Source organism: Pseudomonas putida, from assembly GCA_029953615.1.
In the GTDB taxonomy this organism is placed as follows: domain Bacteria; phylum Pseudomonadota; class Gammaproteobacteria; order Pseudomonadales; family Pseudomonadaceae; genus Aquipseudomonas.
Window position 1 is genome coordinate 5,557,205 of record CP124529.1, and the last position, 18,003, is coordinate 5,575,207.

Consider the following 18,003-nt stretch of genomic DNA (forward strand, 5'->3'; position numbering starts at 1 on the left):
TCGAAAACCGCTGAGCTCGCAGCCAGGGCGGTCGAGCAGGTTGCAACTGCAGTCCTCTCGAATGCTGCATCCCCCAATTCCTCGATAGCCAAGGGGCTGCTCAACCAACCCCTTGTGAACCGCGCCTCCGAAGAACTGGAGACCTTAGTCACCGCCGCCGCGGGGAAAACACGACTATGACCGCACCTTCCACACGTCCACACGAGACGGCCGTCGCACCTATCAGAGAGATCCCCCCGGAAGACATTGAAGAAAGTGCGAACAATGTTGACCTCTGGCTCAGGCAACTCAGCGAAAACAGGCTGACCCTCGCCGATCTGAAGATGGCGGCTGAGTTCATTCCCATCGCTAACAACATCATGGCGGCTGTAGACGCCGTCAGCGATTTGATCACGCTCGCAGAGAACGAAAACAGAACGCTGCTCGACTGGGTCAGCCTCGGCATAAACCTGATAGGCGTAATTCCAGTCCCGCCCGTGATGGCCTTTGCAAGAAAGAGCCTAAGACCTGCCCTGCACCTAGCCAAGCAGCAGGTCAAAGCAAATCCGAAAGCAGCAATCGGCGAAACCATAGTAACCGTTCTGACCGGACACTTGAACGCGACAATCCTCGGCGAGCTGGAGAACTTCGTCGCCTTCGCAGAAGCCGAACTGTCGCAAATGCTTGCGAAATGCGGCGCGTCTGCGAAGACATTGATGCTTACGATCGCCAAGGGTATCGACGACTTCCTGAAAGGACAGCTGAAGCATGCGCCGGCAACCAAAAGCGACGATCTATCGTGGCTGGAGGAGATTGCAAAACATGCGACGCTTCCGCTGGAAGTCGCTACCGTTGCGGCGCTCAATAGCTTATCGAGACTGATCCCCCCTTACATAAAAGCAATTGGCTTCAAATACGTTGCATTACTTCGACACCTTGCTACCGAGGTGGAGCGAAATCTTAAGGACCTTGGCAACGCTCAAGTAACCAACAGCATTGGCCACATCCTATTAATGCTGCGAAACGCCGCTGGGCGCAAACGTGCTCAGCTCAATACCAGTGTTCCTCCAACCGGCATAAGGCAAGCCAGAGGGGTTAGTCGTCAGAACGAACTGGGCGCGATCAACAGGCAGCCTGGCCCGAGGCAGGATGCAAAGCCCGAGAAGAATGGCGCCTGCGCTAGTACATGCCACAACATCACTTTCGCGCGCGGCTCTGAACAGTTAATTCACACTGATTTTACGCTTCCTGGACCCTTTCCAGTTTCGTGGGCGCGCAACTACCGATCCAGTCAGTCCGCCCTTGATGGTGGCCCATTGGGTGCACGATGGATATCTCCGTTCACCGTCTACTTTGAAGTCACCGATGAAGCACTGTGCTACCAGGCTGCCGATGGTCGCTCCCACAGCTACCCACTGCCCAAAGTCGGAAAATTCCACCATGACCCCGTTGAAGAAGTCGTACTCGTTCGGACGGGCGAGCGAACGCTCTCACTCGCCAGAGGACATGCGCTCGAAGAGCAGTATGAGCGGGTCGGCGACGTTTTTAGACTCATCCGCATGCGCCAGCGCGGCGGAGCCAGCATTGCCCTTCACTACGAGCATTCGCATGAAGGAACCCAGGTCCTCTCTGATCTGCTGACCTATCAGAACGACCAGCCCCATCAACACATCCAAACTCTAATTGATCGTACTGGACGCATCGAGAGCTTGTGGTTGATGAAGGCGGGAGAGCCGGTTCGGCAGCTGGCAGCCTATCGCTACAGCGACGAAGGAGACCTGACAACTGCTCTTGATGAGCATGGCAGGCAGTGGAACTACGAATATCGGCACCACTTGATCACTCGGTACACCGACAGGACTGGCCGGGCGATGAACCTGGAATGGCTGGGTGAAGGACCGGATGCCAAAGCCGTCCACGAATGGGCAGACGATGGCAGCTATGAGGTGCGCCTGGAGTGGGACAAGCACATCCGCCTTACCTACGTCACGGACGCCCTGGGCAACGAAACCAAGCACTATTACAACATTCAGGGCTACACCTATCGCATCGTCCACCCCGACGGCAACGAGGAGTGGCTGTTCCGCGACGATGCCATGAACGTGGTCCAACATGTGCACCGCGACGGCAGCGTTGACCACTATGCCTACGATGAGCGCAGCAACCTATTGCAGCACACGCGACCAGACGGCACCTCGGTCCACCACGCCTACGATGACCTCGACCAACGCTTTAAAACACGGGATGCCGAGGGGGGATTATGGCGGTATGACTACGACCAACGCGGCAACATCATCGAAGCCATAGACCCACTGGAGAACAAGACCCAGTACACCTACAACAGCGACAACCTGCCCATTGCCATCATCGATGCCAACGGGGGCGAGAAAAAGCTCACGTACAACCATGACGGTCAACTGGCTAGCTACACCGACTGCTCTGGCAAAACGACTCAGTGGAAGTACGACGCGCTCGGCCAACTCACCAAGCTTATCAACGCTGCTGGTGAGGTAACCGAGTATCACTACGCCGCAGGGCACCTCACCAGTGTCGTCCATCCGGACCAGACCCGAGATCGCTTCGAATACGATGCTGAAGGCCGGCTGCTCAGCTTCACCGACGCCCTGCATCGCCGTACGCGCTGGGACTATAACGAAGCCGGGTTGATTCATCAGCGCCACAACCCCAACGACGCCACCCTCACCTACCACTGGGACAAGCTCGGCCAGCTGGTGCGCCTGCGCAACGAGAACAACAGCGAAGCCACCTTCGCCTACGACCCCGTAGGCCGTTTGCTCAAGGAGACAGGCTTCGACAAGCAAGCCACCGATTACCTATACGACAACGGCAGTGACCTCCCCACGCGCCGCCTCGATGGCGACCGCATCACGCACTTCGACTACGACCCCATGGGCCGCTTGGTCGAAAGCAACGCTGGGCAGCGTGGCGGCAAAGAGTGGGAAACCGAAACCTTCGCTTACGACGGGAACGGTAGACTGCTGCTCGCCGAGAACAAGGACTGCAAACTGCAGTGGTTCTACGATCTTGCGGGCAACAATACCCGTGAGCACCAGCACTTCAAGTACATGCAGCAGCCCAAGGTCGCCGTATTCACCCACGAATACGACGCCCTGAATCTGCGGGTTGCCACCACGCGGCCGGATGGCCATAGGGTCAGTTGGCTTACCTATGGCAGCGGGCACCTGCTTGGCCTCAAGTTCGATGATCGCGAACTGCTCAGCTACCAGCGCGATGACCTGCACCGGGAGATTGGCCGCGAACAAGGCAATGGCCTGGTTCAGCGTCAAACCTGGACCGCGAATGACCAACTGCTCGAACAGACCCTGGCGCCCCGAGGTGCTACCAAGCGCATCGCGGCTCGCAATTATCGATACGACGAGAGCGGTCAGCTTACCCACGTCAACGATCTGAACCGGGGTGACACGTACTACCGATACGACCCGGTGGGCCGACTGCTCGAAGCCACCCACAACTACAGCAAGGAGACATTCGCCTTCGACCCGGCGAGCAACCTGCTGGACCCCGACGCGCCGCCTGGACCGAACCCGCACTCGCCGCGCAAGATCAACGACAACGTGCTACGCAGCTACTGCGGCACGCAATATCGATACGATGAACGTGGCAACCTGCTGGAGCGGATCGAGAACGGCAAGACAGGTCATTTCACGTGGGACCTCTACAACCGGCTGCGGCGTTATGAAGATGATCGGCTGATCGTCAGTTTCGCCTATGACGCATTGGGCCGTCGTCTATACAAGAACTCACGCGCCAAGTACCGGGATCGGCCTCAGGCAGGGCCATTGTGGAACGAGAACGCTCGACGGCAGCGGGATGAGGAACTGGGCTGCGGATTCACCTGGTTTACCTGGGACGGCGACACGCTTGCCACGGAGTGCCGTGATCAGAAGGAACGGGGTGGCAGCACCACTCACTATGTGTTTGAGCCAGGGACGTTCATACCTGTAGCTCAAGCTGTGACCAATACTGTCTTGGACCTCCTACCACAGCCCCTGTATGGAGATCATTACAGCATCGATAGAGATCCGATCTGGCTGCACAAGCCCAAAGCAGGGCCGATTGAAGCGTTTGTTTGGTATCAATGCGATAAGCTCGGTACGCCTATGGAGCTGACTGACGAAGATGGGCAGATAGCCTGGAGCGGAGCCTTTAAAGCGTGGGGGTTTGCTGAAGAGGTGCGGAAAGACGCAGTTCAAGCAGCTAAATTTGGGAATCCGCTACGCTTCCAGGGGCAATATTGTGATAACGAGACAAAACTACATTACAACCGTCATCGCTATTACGACCCCGAAATTGGCCGTTTCGCCGGAAAAGATCCGATAAGATTTTTGGGGGGAATAAATATATATCAGTACGCTCCCAACCCAACTCAATGGATCGACCCCCTGGGTCTTGCTCGCTCCGGCCAATGGGTTGCCGTGGGAAATGGGCGGATTAGAATAGATCCACCACACGTTGAAAACACAGACCAACAAGTCCATGCTCATTGCCAGTGCAAGAGCAGAAAAAGAGAAGTCGTTGTAAACATGGATGGTTCTCAGAGCCATAAATCACGCGGAAGCACCACTGAGCTCACGCGAACCGAGAAAGATTTCCTTAGAAATAAAGGATTTAACCTATGATCAAGCTTGACGAAATTAAAGCCTGGGGCACGGAACCCGGTAGTGACAAACTCTTAAAGCTGGACGAAATATCCATACTTGCATCTGCAGCGATGATCCGTACCCTTGGTGTATTCCTAATCAATGCAGCCTACGAGATGGAGACTAACGACGTCGAGCACGTCCACCTTCAGGATTTTTCGTCAAATTTCTCATATGACCACCACGTCGATATAGTTTTGACCGATAAATTCAAGGTTAACTCAGACCCCATCTAGGTGCGCTCCGACCACCAAGATGGTTGCGGGGCCACATACTTCTAGTACAGCCCTAGGTGGCATCCGCGCAAGAGCGGCTCCGATGAATACTGCGGATGACCACCGAAACAATAAACTGATCCCAAGGATCATTCGCTCTAAGCTAACTACCAATCACCATCAACATAGGTTCAGGCACATGAAAAAGATCGTTCGACTCGGCGACTCATCCGACCACGGAGGAACGGTCATTGACGCCATTGCCCACACCAACCTCAACGGTAAACCAATGGCTGGCAAAGGCAACATGGTTTTCTGCCCTCTATGCAAAGGCGAGTTTCCCATCGTCGAGGGCAGTGACACCTACCGCGTCAACGAGGTGCCCGTCGCGCTGGATGGCATGAATGACCGCATGCGGGGCAAGCTTGATTGCCAGCGCCTCACACGGCAGTGTCCATAGCTGAGCCAACTCGGCAATTGGAGCAGGCGAGCAACAGACATCCCAGCAGTATTGTCTGTTGCCGCCGCTCCCGGCCTCCGATCACGACCTGATCAGTCTTACTCGTGTGCCGTTGGAAGGTGACCCGACGATGGCTTCAAACGGAAGCCGGGCAATGAACCTGGAATGGCTGGGTGAAGGACCGGATGCCAAAGCCATCCACGAATGGGCAGACGATGGCAGCTATGAGGTGCGCCTGGAGTGGGACAAGCACATTCGCCTTACCTACGTCACGGACACCCTGGGCAACGAAACCAAGCACTACTACAACATTCAAGGCTACACCTACCGCATCGTCCACCCCGACGGCAACGAGGAGTGGCTCTTCCGCGACGATGCCATGAACGTGGTCCAACATGTGCACCCCGACGGCAGCGTTGACCACTATGCCTACGATGAGCGCAGCAACCTGCTGCAGCACACACGACCAGATGGCACCTCGGTCCACCACGCCTACGATGACCTCGACCAACGTTTTAAAACACGGGATGCCGAGGGGGATTATGGCGGATACGACTACGACCAGCGCGGCAACATCATCGAAACCCAGGATCCGCTGGAGAACAGAACCCTCTACACCTACAACAGCGACAACCTGCCCATTGCCATCACCGACGCCAACGGTGGTGAGAAAAAACTGGCGTACAACCGCGACGGGCAGCTGATCAGCTATACCGATTGCTCGGGCAAGACCACTCAATGGAAGTACGACGCAGCGGGCCAACTGGCCAAACTGATCAACACCGCCGGTGAGGTCACACCAGTACGAAGCGGGCCAGCTGGTGCTACTCGTCCACCTGGACAAGACCTGTGAGCACTTCGAGCGTGACGCCGAAGGCCGCTTGCTCAGCCATACCGATGCCCTTTACCGACGTATCCGGTGGACCTACAACGAAGCCGGGTTGATTTATCAACGCCACAACTCCAATGACACCACCCTCACCTTTCACTGAGAATAGCTCGGTCAGCTCGTGCGCCCGCACAACGAGAACAACAGCAAGGCATTCGTTTACGACGGCAACGGCAGGTTGCTACTCGCTGAGAACAAGGCCTGCAAGCTGCCGTGGCTCTATGACGCAGCCTGACTCGCCACTGCGCCATTTGCGAAACAGCACACTAGAAATCCCTTTTGTAGAAGATATCCAGTGAGCTGGCCAGCCCGCTGGCCGCCTCGAGATAGACCTTCTTGCTCAGCTTGTAGCGCAATGCAATGGTGTTCGCGGGCTCGAACACCCCCACCCCGTAGCGCAGGCTCAGTTTCTCGGTGAGGTTGCCACTGGCGACCACGCTGGTGGTATTGCCCGAACCTTCGGTGTCCAGCTGGAAGTCATCGATGCCCAGGCTCGAGGCCAGGCTACCGGTGATGCCGGCGCTACCTGCCAGGCCCAGGCCCAAGGCTGCCTCGGCGAGCATGTTGTTGTCCTCGCCGGAGGCGCCCAGAGGCCGCCCCAGTACCAGGTACGACAGCGCCTGCTCCTGGCTCATGGCCGGTTCCGAGAACACTTTGCTGGTGGGCTGCTCGGCGCTGCCGCTCAGGCGAATACCGGCAATCACGTCGTCGACCTTGCGAATCGCTTCAATGTCCAGGTACGGCTGATCGATCGGGCCTGCGAACAGCAGCCGCGCACGGCGGATGGTCAGGCGCTGGCCGTAGGCACGGTAGCGGCCGTCAGCCAGGCTCAGCTCGCCACGGGTGTCGAGGTTGTCGCCGATGTGCACATGGCCCAGCAGGTTGGCCGTGAGACCAAAGCCGCTGAACGAAAGCTTGTCGCGGCCCACCTCGACATCGATGTCCATGGCCATCGCCATGGGTGGCTTGCCCTCTTCGGTCTGGTGGCCGACGATCACCGTGTCATCAGAGACCTTGACCGTGGACGGTGGCAGCTCGCGTACAGTGATCGTGCCCTTGGGCACCTGCACCTTGCCGGTCACCGCCAGCTTGTCGTCGATCAGGCGCAAGCTCAGGTCGGGGGCAACCTCCAGTGTCGCATAGGGCTCGACCGTGACGGGCAGCTGCTGGCCTTGCAGGCGCAAGTCCATGCCCAACGCCTGGCCCCAGGTGAGGTTGCCACTCAACTGGCCACGCCCCGCCTCGCCACTGCGCCATCCGCCATCGAGCTGTACCTGCTCGCCGGCAATCAAGGCCTGCAATGACAGGTCCTTGAGGCTGACCGGCAGCTCGGCGCCACTGACTTCGCCGCCGCTGAGCATCAGATTGCCGTTGACCTGGGGTGCCAGCAAGGTGCCCGACAACCGGCCACTGCCATTGAGCTGTCCGGCGAGGCGCTCGACCATCGGCACGAACGGGCGCGCCACCGACAGGTCGAGGCCGGCCAGGCGGAAATCACCCGACAGCGGCTTGTTCTTGCCCAGTGGATCAAGGCGCGTGTTGACGTTCAGCTCGCCCGAGGCGCTCGCCGCGGAACGCCAGGCGGGTATCGATGCGCCGTGGCGCCAGCGTGCTGTCCAGGCGCAGCGCCTGGTACGGGAAGTCGAGCCAGCGGTCCTTGTCGCGCACGCGCAGGGTACCGCCACTGGCGTCGACAACGATGTTGCCCTTGGGGCCACTGGCCGGGATGTCCAGATTGATGTCGGCATTGAGCAGGCCCTGCCAGGCGAAGTCCTTCGGCAGCCACTGGGCCAGGCTGTCCAGCGGGAATTGCTTAAGGTGGTAGCGCAAGCGTGGCTCGGGGGCCAGGCGCTGGTCGTCGCCACACAAGCTGGCCTGGCCGGAGCGCCAGCAATGCGCAGCAAAGTCCAGCTGCCCGCTGGCCAGCCGCTGCAGGCGCGCCGGCGCCTGTAACTGCCAGTCCTGGCCGCCGGCCTGGACCCGCCCGCTGGCCAGGCGCCCACGCCAGTCGCCATTGTTCAGCTGCCCATCAAGGCCGAGGTCGAGCTTGAGTTGCGGGCCATCCAGCGCCAGGGTCAGCGCTTGCTGGCGAATGTCGCCTTTGCCGTTGGCCTGCAAGGTGCCCAATGCCGTGTCACCCAGGTGAATGCCGCTGGCCTTGAGCTCGATCACGCCGCGCTGGGCGTTGTCCAGGCGGGCATCCAGGTCCAGCTGCTGCAAGCGGTTTTCCGCCTGGGCCAGCCGTTGGCCCTGCAGGGTCAGCGTACCTTGCGGAGCCTGCAAGGTGCCGGCGACATCCAGCCGGCCCTTGGCCTGGCCCTGCAACCTTGGCCACAACTGGCCCAGGCGCGGCAGGTCGAGGTCGACCCGCCCGGCCAGGCGTTGCTGCAGGCTGCCACTGCCATTGATGCGGTTATCCCCCAGCTGGATTGCCAGCGCGCCCAAGGTCCAGCTCTGCCCTGCCCCTTGGGCCTCCACCTTGAGCATTGCCGGCTGGCCGCGCAAACGGCCTTTCAGGTCAAGCTGGGCATCGAGGCTCAGGGCGTCGCCTTTCATTGTCGCCTTTGCTGCGCAGCGGCCCCGCCAGGGTGCCCGGCAGCTCGGCCAGCCAATAGGCCGGGTCGAGCGCCGACAACTGCAGGTCGACATCCCATGCCAGGGTGTCGGCAAAGCGCACGGCGACACTGCCGGCAGCCTTGCCTTGCCCGGCACTCAGCGCCAACTGCGGCAGCTTCACCTGGCTCAGGTCACCTTCGAACGGGCTGGCCAGGCTGAACGCGCCGGCCGGGCCATCCAGGTCGCCATTGAAGGTGCCCTGGTAGTTGCCATCGCGATAATGCACCTGGGCCATGAAGCGCTTGAGTGCGACCTCCGGCGGCGTTTCCAGTGGATACAGGCGCAGCCACGGGAAGTCCTGCCAGTCCAATTGGGCGTCGGCAACCAGGCCTTGCTGCCAGTCAGCCGTGGCTTGCAACCTGACCCGCTGGGTATCGCTGGCGTTCAGGTCCAGGGCATCGAGCCTGGCGCCTTTGCTGTCTACCAGCCCGGACAACAGCAAGGCGATCGGCGACTGCTCGGCCGGCAGGCTGGCCGCCCCCGACAGTTGATAGCCCTTGAGCAGATCGCCGCTGGCATCGAGCTTGAGCTGGTTGAACTGCAAAGTGTCAGGTAACGAGGCAGCCGGCTTGAATGCCTCGGCGCGGATCTGCAAGGTCGCCGGCAAGTGCTCCGCCAACGCCTGCAATTGCCCGCTCAGCGTGGCGTCGAGGTAACCGCTGCTGGTGCCGGCGAGTTTCAGGGTCTTCTGCAACTCGCCGGTGGCGGTCAACGCCAGCTGCCACGGTTTGCCGTCTACTGCGGGCAGTTGCAGCTGCGCCTGAAGTTGCACTGGCCAGTCGGCTTCAGGCTGCAGGTCACCCTGCAGGTTCAGTTGCAGGTCATCGCGCTGCAGGTGCAGGCTGTCGATGCGCAGCCCGGAATTGGTCCAGTGCGCCTGCAGTTCCAGGTCGCCAAGCAGGTCGCTGCCATCCATGCGCAACTGGCCAACCTTGACCTCACCCAGTTCGATGGCCAGCGGCAAGCGCAGGGCCGGCAACTGCAACGGGCCGCTGTCGGCCGATTCGGCGCTGGGTGTAAAGGCCATGTCAATGCGCTGCGCCTGCAAGTGGTCAATGCACAAGGTAGAGCGCAGCAGGCATGCCGGCGACCAGGCCAGCAGCGGTGCCTGTACCTCCACTGTGTTGCCGGCATCGGCCCAGCTCAGCCGGCTGGCTTGCCAGCTTCCGGCCAGGCGCCCCTGGAAGTCAGCCACCTCAAGCCCCGGCACCTTGCCCAGCACCCAGCGGCTGCCGGCTTCGGTCCCAAGAAGCAGGCCGAGTGCCAGGCCAAGGCTTGCGGCTGCCCCGAGCAGGCCCGCCAGGATGTACTTGGTCACGCGTTTCACAGCTCAGGCCCCATGGAAAAGTGCAGGCGAATTCCTCCTTCATCGTCCAGCGCCTTGGCCAGGTCCAGGCGCAGCGGCCCGACCGGCGACACCCAGCGCACGCCAAAACCGACACCGGTCTTGAGGCTTGGGAGCTCCAGGTCATTGAACGAGTTGCCCTGGTCGACGAAGGTAGCCAGCCGCCACTTTTCGGTCAGCGAATACTGGTACTCGACACTGCCGGCGACCAGATAGCGCCCGCCAATGCGGTCGCCATCGCTGTTCTTCGGCGACAGGGTCTGGTAGTCGTAGCCACGCACGCTCTGGTCGCCACCGGCGAAAAAGCGCAGCGACGGCGGAATGTTGTTCTTGAAGCCATTGGTCGCGCTGCCACCGAACTGCACCCGGCCGAGCAGGCGGTGGTTATGGCCAAGGGTGGTCAGGCCCTTGAGCAGCACATTGCCATGCAGCAGGTTGGTGTCGGAGACCAGCCCTTCCTTGGCCGCCTGCACATCGAACTGCAGACGGTAACCGTTATGCGGGTCGATACGGTTGTCACTGCGCAGGAAGGCGTAACTCACCCCGGGCATCAACAGGTTGCTCAGCCCGGAGTCATCACCCAGGCGGTACTCCTCGCGCTGGTACTTGAGAGAAATCACCCGCTGCCAGCCGCTGGGCAGCTTGCTGTGCCACTCAGGGCCCACCGTCAGCAGCTTGCTGAGGGTATCGGTGCCGGCAATTTCTTCGTTCTGGTAGCCGCCGGCAAAGCGCAACTTGTCGGTCAGCGGCGGGTCGAGGGGGATGTCGTACCAAAGGCCGACGTTCTGCCGGGGTGCCGACAGTTCGGTTTCCCAGCCGTAGCTATGGCCCTGCGGGTTGACCCAGTGGCGGGTCCAGTTGGCCTTGCCGCGTGGCCCGACGTCGGTCGAGAAGCCCAGGCCCAGGCCCATGGTGCGCGGCTTGCGGGTTTCCAGGCGGACATCCACCGGGATTTCTTCGCCCACGGCGGCGGTGGGCGCAGCATCCACGCGCACGCCTTCGAAGTAGCCGCTCGATTGCAGGTCATTGTTCAGCTCGGCGATCAGTTCCGAGTCGTAAGGCGTACCCGGCTTGAACGAGACCATGCGCTGCAGCAGGTCGTCGTCCAGCGGTGTGTCGCCACCGAAGGTGACGGCGCCCAGGTGATAGCGCGGGCCGCTCTGGTAGACCAGCTCGATATCGGCCACCCCGGCCTGGGGGTCGACCGCCAGGCGCTGGCGGCTGAAACGCCCGCTGAAGAAGCCGTAGCGCGACGCCTGATTCTGGATCAGCCGCTTGGCATCTTCGTAATGGCCGTGGTTGAGCTGTTCGCCCGCGCGCAGGGCCTTGCTGTCGGGCACGCGAAAGGCTTTCATCTCGCTGGCGGGGCCTTCGATGCGCACGGTCACGTTGCGCAGGCGAATTGGCTCGCCGGGGTCGATGGTGATGATCAGTTGCGGGGAACGGTCAGCCTCGCTGGCGGGCTTGACCTCGGTGTCGATCTGCGCCTGGTAGTAGCCAAGTGCCTGCGCGGCTTTGCGCGCCTGCTCCTGGGCGCCGCGACTGAAACGAAGCAGTGCTTCTTCATCGCGGTTGCCAAGGGTACCGATATAGCCTTCGACATTGGCCTTGAGCGCTTTGTTGGCCGGTTTGACCTTTACCAGCAACTCGCTCTGGCCCCATGCTGCGAAACTGGCGGCCCAGATAACCAGGCCCCAGGTCAATCTTCCTGAATACGTCATGCGGCGCATGCTACCAGAGCCGGGCGCTCATGGGAGCCGCCGCACGGTCTGCTTACGCAAAAGCAGAACTGGAGGAGACCGGATTGGGATGGAAGAACACCCTCTCCCGGATTGGTCCTACAGCTACCTCGCCAATTTCCTCATAACCCTGGCGTTGGTAAAAGGCCAGGTAGTGCTCGTTGCCGGTGTCCAGCACCACACCTTGGGTGCCAGGGTCGTCTGCGCACCAGTCATGAACAGCTTGTAACAATTGCTCACCGTAGTGCTTGCCCTGAAATTTCGGGTGCACGCCCAACAGCGGCAGCACATGCACCTGGTCGGTGGGCAGGCAGCTGGCCAGGGCGGCCTGGTAGTCCATGTAGCGGCGTGTGCAGCGCAGGCCGGTACCCAATACCATGCGCAGGCGCCAGGCCCAGCTGTCGGCCACCCCCAGCCTGCGCAGCGGCGGCACGATCAGCGCCAGGGCGATCAGGCGGTCCTCCAGCAGCAGGCCAATGGCAGGCAACTGCAGGTAGAAATGCTGGCGTACCCATTCGCGCACCATCACCCGCAGGCGCTGCTCATAACCTGGGCGTTGGGCCTCGAAGATGTAGGCGAAGGTAGGTTCATGACGGTAGGCGTTGTACAACAGCGAACGCGCCTCGCGGCTGTAGCCATCATCGAGCAGGCAGACTCGGGCCGGAACGGCAGTGGTTTCGGGCATTGCGGGCAGTCCTCCTGGAATGGGCGTACGGTGCCCTGGGAAGGACGTTAGCAGCAGCCTCCCGAAGCCGCCATGCTGGTGATGGCAAGCGATGTCGGCTAGCATCGCGCCTTTTACCGGGATTGTCTTTCCATGAAGATCGTCTGTTTCAACATCAACGGCCTGCGCGCCCGCCCGCACCAGTTGGCGGCGCTGATCGAAAAGCACCAGCCGGACGTGATCGGCCTGCAGGAAACCAAGGTCAGTGACGATCAGTTCCCGCTGGCCGACGTGCAGGCGCTGGGCTACCACGTGCATTACCACGGTCAGAAGGGCCACTATGGCGTGGCCCTGCTGTCGCGCCAGGCGCCGCTGAGCCTGTACAAGGGCTTCGCCAGCGATGAGGAAGACGCCCAGCGCCGCTTCATCTGGGGCACCTTCGCCGATGCCGAAGGCAACCCGATCACCATCATGAACGGCTACTTCCCCCAAGGTGAAAGCCGTGACCACCCTACCAAGTTCCCAGCCAAGCAGCGCTTTTACAGCGACTTGCAGGCGCTGCTGGAAGGCCAGTTCCGCAATGACCAGCCACTGTTGGTGATGGGCGACATGAATATCTCGCCGCAGGACTGCGACATCGGCATCGGCCCGGACAACGCCAAGCGCTGGCTCAAGACCGGCAAGTGCAGCTTCCTGCCGGAAGAGCGCGAGTGGATGGAACGCTTGAAAGGCTGGGGGTTGGTGGACAGCTTCCGCCATCTGTACCCGGAGGTGACCGACCGCTTCAGCTGGTTCGACTACCGCAGCCGCGGCTTCGAGGACGAGCCCAAGCGCGGCCTGCGCATCGACCTGATCATGGCCTCGCAGCACCTGGTGCCGCGGATCAAGGATGCGGGTGTGGACTATGAACTGCGCGGGATGGAAAAGCCCTCGGACCATGCGCCGATCTGGCTGGAATTGAGCTGATCGCCCAGGGCTGCTACGCAGCCCATCGCCGGCAAGCCAGCTCCCACAGAACTACACATAACTCAGTGAATTAGCCGGGACAATGTGGGAGCTGGCTTGCCGGCGATGGGCCGCAGAGCGGCCCCGAAATGACAGGCGTGAAAAGGGTTAAAGGCAACCTTCTTCGCTTACAACCCCAACCGCAACGCCTCCCCCACCCCCGCCCCGCGTACATCGTCCGCCGCGCTGCACCAGAGCAAAGTTGTAGGCCCCATGCGACCAATACCTCGCCTCCAGCTGGCCATCCACGCGATGCCCGTCCGGCATGCGCCGATAGTGATCACCTGGTGAGCGCAGGAACAGGCTGATGCGCTGGCCCTTGGCATCCTCGAACACCAGCAACGCCGCCGGCCCCTGCTCATTGCTGAGCAGGCGCGCGCCCACCGGTTTGAAGCCATAACCCGCCAGGTCCGGCAACTGGCCCACGCGGCTGAAATGGCGCCCCAGCCAGTCGCGCAACCGGCCCGGGTCATTGGCCTGGATATCCAGGGCCTGGCTGCCGGCGAACAAACGGTGCGCCTGGACGGCATCTGCCATCGGCAGGTCGCCACGCGCCAAGGTCGCGTCGCGCACCTGCCAGCCGCCCAGGCCGCCCACACCGACCGCCAACAACAACACCGCCGCCGTGGCCCAGCGCCGTTGGCGGCGTTGGCGCAATTGCCGGCGCAACTGCCTCAGGTCCAGCTGCGCAGCCCCTGGCACATCGCCAAACCCGGCCAGCGCCGTACGCAGGCGGCGAGCGTCGGCACGCCAGCCCTCTACCTTGGCCGCAGCCTGCGGGTTGGCCGCCAGCCAGGCCTGCACCTCGGCCCGGCGCACAGGCTCCAGGCGTTCGTCGACATAAGCATGCAATTCATCTTCGCTGGGGATCAGGCGGGTCATTTCAGTCTCCGCAAGGCCGGTGGCTGTGGGTTGCCCTCGGTCAGTTCGCGCAAGGCATTGCGGGCGCGCGACAGGCGCGACATCACAGTGCCGATCGGAATGCCCAGGGCCAGGGCGGCCTCCTTGTAGCTCAAACCTTCGATGCTGACCAGCAGCAGCAACGCCCGCTGCTCAGCCGTGAGCCGGGCAAAGGCCTGCAAATCGGCCTGGGCCAGCACAATCGCCTCGATGTTGCCACCGACCGGCTCATCGTCGCGCTCGGCGCGGCCGAACCAGGACAACCAGCGCGCATGCAGGCGCTCGCGGCGCTTACCGTCGAGGAACAGCCGATACAGGATGGTGAACAGCCAGGCCCGCAGGGCATCGGCGTCGCGTTGCTGGTCGCGCCGGCTCAAGGCCCGCTCGACCGTGGCCTGCACCAGGTCGTCGGCGCTGCCCGACTCACGGGTCAGCCACACGGCAAAGCGGCGCAGGCGGGCCAGCAGCTCGCGCCACTGGTGGTCGTCCAGATCATGCATGGCAAAGTCCCGGCCTTTGAGGCTGTCAGTGTAAGAGGCAGACGCCTGTGAGGAAATTTTATTCCCGGCGAGGGAATAAGTTTTTCCCTGCGCCGTCGTACCGGCACCTTCACTGAACCGGACCATCACCATGAACTCATCCCTGCACGGCCCGGCCAAGGCCCTGCGCCTGGCCGCCATCGGCGCCGTGGTGCTGGGCGCGGGCGCCGCCTTTGCCTATGCCGCCGGCTGGCTCGGCGAGCCCCGCCTGACCCCGCAGCGCATCATCGACACCTTCGAAGCCCAGGCCGGGCATTACCCGGGTTACCGCAAGAACCACGCCAAAGGCCTGTGCGTCAGCGGCTACTTCCAGCCCAGCGGGCAGGCCGCCAGCCTGTCCACGGCGCGGGCGTTCAGCCAGCCGCGGGTGCCAGTGACCGGCCGTTTCGCCATCGGCGGTGCCAACCCGTTCGCGCCGGACACCGGCATACCGGTGCGCAGCCTGGCCATCGAGCTGAGCACCGACGACGGGCAGGTCTGGCGTACTGGCATGAACAACCCGCCGGTGCTGGCGGTAAGCACGCCACAAGCCTTCTATGAGCAAGTGCTGGCGGGGGCGCCAGACCCGGCCACCGGCAAACCGGACCCGGGCAAACTGCAAGCGTTTTTCGCCGCCCACCCGGAGAGCGCGGCGTTTCGCCAATGGGCGGCGGGCTACAAGCCCAGCAACAGCTTCGCCAGCACGCAGTACCACAGCATCAACGCCTTTCGCCTGATCGACGCAAGCGGCGCGGCTCACCCCGTGCGCTGGCAACTGGAGCCGCAAACAGCGTTTGCCGCACTGCCTGGCCAAGTCGATGACAAACAGTTCCTGCAGCATGACCTGCAGCAACGCCTGGCCCAAGGCCCGCTACGCTGGACCCTGCGCTTGGTGCTGGCGGAACCTGGCGATGCGGTGGACGACCCTGCCAGCCCCTGGCCTGCCGAGCGGCGCAGCGTGGACGCCGGCACGCTGGTACTGGAGCAGGTCGACGGCCCCGAGCAAGGCGCCTGCCGCGACCTCAACTTCGACCCGCTGATCCTGCCTCATGGGATCCAGCCCTCCGCCGACCCGATCCTTGCCGCCCGTTCTGCCGCCTACTCGGAATCCTTCAACCGCCGCAGCCGCGAATCGCTCGACACCGGAGCCCACCCATGAAAACCGACGCCTTCCATCCCCTCGCCCGCCTGTTGCACTGGCTGATGGCCGTGCTGATCCTGGCGATGCTGTTTATCGGTGTGAGCATGGTTGTCGACCTTTCGCCGCGCCACCCCGTGCTGATCGGGTTGCACAAGGCGACTGGCCTGGCCTTGCTGGTACTGGTGCTGCTGCGCATCGGCGTACGCCTGGCACTCCCCCACCCGGCCCTGCCGCGCGACCTGCCTACCGTGCAACGCTGGGCCGCCGGGGCATCCCACGTGGTGCTGTATGGCCTGATGCTTGCCATGCCGCTGCTGGGCTGGGCCATGCTGTCGGCTGGTGGCTACCCGCGCCCGCTGGGCTTGCCGGCGATCGCCCCGCATGACCTGCAGCTGTATGCCGTGCTGCGTCAGGCCCATGGCTGGGCCGGCTACCTGCTGTTCGCCACGGTGCTGGTGCATGTGGGCGCGGCATTGGTGCACGCGTGGGTGCGCCGCGATGGCGTGTTGCGTAGCATGTGGCCTGGCCCACTGCGCCGTAGCGAATGATGCTCGGCAGCCCAGGGGCCGACAGTCGATAACGATTCCTAACAAGATCGGCTTTTTCTATTCGCCATACCACCCTGGACTGCCCTATGAATGTCGCAAAGGATCCTGCCACACTCGCACCCACCAGCACCCTGGACTTGCGCCCCCTGCTGCTGGCCAACATGGCGTGTACCATGTCGATGATGGCCTTCGTCGCCCTGATCGGCCCGATCGCCCGCCAGCTCGGCATGGCCACCTGGCAAGCTGGTGCCGCCGTGACCGTGGCGGGCGTGATCTGGGTACTGCTGGCGCGGCCCTGGGGGCGCGCCGCAGACCGCCTGGGCCGACGGCGCATCCTGCTGCTGGGCAGCGCCGGCTTCACCCTCGCCTACTGGCTGCTGTGCCTGTTCGTCGAAGGCGCGCTGCGCTGGCTGCCGGGGGCGACCCTGGCCTTTATCGGCCTCATGGTCGCGCGCGGTTGTATTGGCGCTTTCTATGCTGCTATCCCGGTAGGTTGCAATGCGCTGATCGCCGATCATGTCGAACCGCAACGACGCGCCCGGGCCATGGCCTCGCTGGGTGCGGCCAATGCCGTTGGCCTGGTTGGTTGGGCCGGCACTGGCGGCGCTGCTGGCGCGGCATAGCCTGAGCCTGCCGTTCCATATCATGTCGCTGCTGCCGGCCAGTGCCTTCCTGGTCCTTCTGTTCACCCTCAAGCCGCAAGCGCTGCCGCACAGCCATGCCCCCAGCCCGGTGCGGCTGAACGACCCGCGCCTGCGCCGGCCCTTGCTGGTCGCGTTCAGCGCCATGCTCAGCGTCACGGTATCGCAGATCATTGTCGGTTTCTTTGCCCTCGACCGCCTGCACCTGGGCCCTGCCGAAGCTGCCCAGGCCGCCGGCATCGCCCTGACCACGGTAGGTGTGGCGCTGATCATGGCGCAGGTGCTGCTGCGCCAGCTGGAATGGCCGCCGTTGAAGATGATCCGGGTTGGCGCCACGGTTTCGGCCCTGGGTTTTGCCTGCGGCTCGCTGGCCACCACGGCGCCTTGGCTGTGGGTTTGCTATTTCGTCGCGGCGGCTGGCATGGGCTTTGTCTTCCCGGCGTTTTCGGCGCTGGCGGCCAATGCCATGCACGCCTCCGAGCAAGGCGCCACGGCCGGCTCCATCGGTGCTGCCCAGGGCATGGGCGCAGTGATCGGGCCGCTGGCCGGCACCCTGGCCTATGCGCTCGATCCACGCTTGCCATTCCTGGCGGTGGCGGCGCTGTTGCTGCTGGTCGGCTTATGGCCGATGCCGCGCGATCAGCGGCCCTGACAAGCACAG

At 62.6% G+C, this 18,003-nt stretch carries 10 protein-coding genes and 4 pseudogenes; 9 read left to right on the plus strand and 5 right to left on the minus strand.

What is annotated here, in order from left to right; all coding sequences use genetic code 11:
- Positions 1-176: 176 nt before the first annotated feature.
- The 5 genes and pseudogenes from QIY50_25540 (at position 177) to QIY50_25560 (ending at position 6,328) form a co-directional block, all read left to right on the plus strand.
- On the plus strand, positions 177-4,640 hold the full coding sequence (locus tag QIY50_25540) for an RHS repeat-associated core domain-containing protein (protein ID WGV20576.1): 4,464 nt from the start codon (positions 177-179) through the stop codon (positions 4,638-4,640).
- Positions 4,637-4,897 carry a hypothetical protein gene (locus tag QIY50_25545; GenBank protein ID WGV20577.1) on the plus strand — a complete coding sequence of 87 codons (261 nt, stop codon included), beginning with the start codon at positions 4,637-4,639 and terminating at the stop codon, positions 4,895-4,897. The genes QIY50_25540 and QIY50_25545 overlap by 4 nt, the downstream gene beginning before the upstream one ends.
- Positions 4,898-5,075: 178 nt before the next feature.
- Positions 5,076-5,340 (plus strand): annotated as a pseudogene (locus tag QIY50_25550) (PAAR domain-containing protein).
- A 150-nt stretch (positions 5,341-5,490) separates the two neighbouring features.
- Positions 5,491-6,189 carry a hypothetical protein gene (locus QIY50_25555; protein ID WGV20578.1) on the plus strand — a complete coding sequence of 233 codons (699 nt, stop codon included), beginning with the start codon at positions 5,491-5,493 and terminating at the stop codon, positions 6,187-6,189.
- Complete coding sequence (locus tag QIY50_25560) at positions 6,158-6,328, plus strand: RHS repeat protein (GenBank protein WGV20579.1); 171 nt, start codon at positions 6,158-6,160, stop codon at positions 6,326-6,328. Before QIY50_25555 ends, QIY50_25560 begins: the two co-directional genes overlap by 32 nt.
- A gap of 163 nt (positions 6,329-6,491) precedes the next feature.
- On the opposite strand, the pseudogene QIY50_25565 reads toward QIY50_25560, so the two are convergent.
- The 3 genes and pseudogenes from QIY50_25565 to QIY50_25575 all read right to left on the minus strand — a co-directional run bounded on the left by QIY50_25565 (position 6,492) and on the right by QIY50_25575 (position 12,610).
- Positions 6,492-10,168, minus strand: a pseudogene (locus QIY50_25565) (translocation/assembly module TamB domain-containing protein).
- On the minus strand, positions 10,165-11,907 hold the full coding sequence (locus tag QIY50_25570) for an autotransporter assembly complex family protein (GenBank protein ID WGV23120.1): 1,743 nt from the start codon (positions 11,905-11,907) through the stop codon (positions 10,165-10,167). The pseudogene QIY50_25565 and the gene QIY50_25570 overlap by 4 nt, the downstream one beginning before the upstream one ends.
- A 52-nt stretch (positions 11,908-11,959) precedes the next feature.
- A complete protein-coding gene (locus tag QIY50_25575) occupies positions 11,960-12,610 on the minus strand; it encodes a GNAT family N-acetyltransferase (GenBank protein ID WGV20580.1) in 651 nt (216 codons plus the stop codon).
- A gap of 132 nt (positions 12,611-12,742) precedes the next feature.
- Here QIY50_25575 and xthA point away from each other — a divergent pair, with 132 nt between their 5' ends.
- The gene (xthA, locus tag QIY50_25580) at positions 12,743-13,555 is read left to right on the plus strand and encodes an exodeoxyribonuclease III (protein ID WGV20581.1); all 813 of its coding nucleotides are present in this window, start codon (positions 12,743-12,745) and stop codon (positions 13,553-13,555) included.
- A 167-nt stretch (positions 13,556-13,722) separates the two neighbouring features.
- Here the strand turns inward: xthA and QIY50_25585 are convergent.
- Positions 13,723-14,476, minus strand: a pseudogene (locus QIY50_25585) (anti-sigma factor).
- A complete protein-coding gene (locus QIY50_25590; protein ID WGV20582.1) occupies positions 14,473-14,994 on the minus strand; it encodes a sigma-70 family RNA polymerase sigma factor in 522 nt (173 codons plus the stop codon). Before QIY50_25590 ends, QIY50_25585 begins: the two are co-directional and overlap by 4 nt.
- 124 nt (positions 14,995-15,118) lie before the next feature.
- Between QIY50_25590 and QIY50_25595 the strand changes: the two genes are divergently transcribed.
- The 3 genes and pseudogenes from QIY50_25595 (at position 15,119) to QIY50_25605 (ending at position 17,994) form a co-directional block, all read left to right on the plus strand.
- Positions 15,119-16,171, plus strand: a complete 1,053-nt coding sequence (locus QIY50_25595) for a catalase family peroxidase (protein ID WGV23121.1) — start codon at positions 15,119-15,121, stop codon at positions 16,169-16,171.
- The gene (locus tag QIY50_25600) at positions 16,168-16,701 is read left to right on the plus strand and encodes a cytochrome b (GenBank protein ID WGV20583.1); all 534 of its coding nucleotides are present in this window, start codon (positions 16,168-16,170) and stop codon (positions 16,699-16,701) included. The genes QIY50_25595 and QIY50_25600 overlap by 4 nt, the downstream gene beginning before the upstream one ends.
- Before the next feature lie 86 nt (positions 16,702-16,787).
- Positions 16,788-17,994 (plus strand): annotated as a pseudogene (locus QIY50_25605) (MFS transporter).
- The last annotated feature ends 9 nt before the right edge of the window (positions 17,995-18,003 follow it).

What these genes read in the sequence shown, in the direction of transcription:
- QIY50_25575 (WGV20580.1), bottom strand. Translation starts at nt 12,610, where the DNA reads ATGCCCGAAACCACTGCCGTTCCGGCCCGAGTCTGCCTGCTCGATGAT.
- QIY50_25590 (WGV20582.1), bottom strand. Translation starts at nt 14,994, where the DNA reads ATGCATGATCTGGACGACCACCAGTGGCGCGAGCTGCTGGCCCGCCTG.
- QIY50_25555 (WGV20578.1), top strand. Translation starts at nt 5,491, where the DNA reads ATGAACCTGGAATGGCTGGGTGAAGGACCGGATGCCAAAGCCATCCAC.
- QIY50_25540 (WGV20576.1), top strand. Translation starts at nt 177, where the DNA reads ATGACCGCACCTTCCACACGTCCACACGAGACGGCCGTCGCACCTATC.
- xthA (WGV20581.1), top strand. Translation starts at nt 12,743, where the DNA reads ATGAAGATCGTCTGTTTCAACATCAACGGCCTGCGCGCCCGCCCGCAC.
- QIY50_25600 (WGV20583.1), top strand. Translation starts at nt 16,168, where the DNA reads ATGAAAACCGACGCCTTCCATCCCCTCGCCCGCCTGTTGCACTGGCTG.
- QIY50_25570 (WGV23120.1), bottom strand. Translation starts at nt 11,907, where the DNA reads ATGACGTATTCAGGAAGATTGACCTGGGGCCTGGTTATCTGGGCCGCC.
- QIY50_25545 (WGV20577.1), top strand. Translation starts at nt 4,637, where the DNA reads ATGATCAAGCTTGACGAAATTAAAGCCTGGGGCACGGAACCCGGTAGT.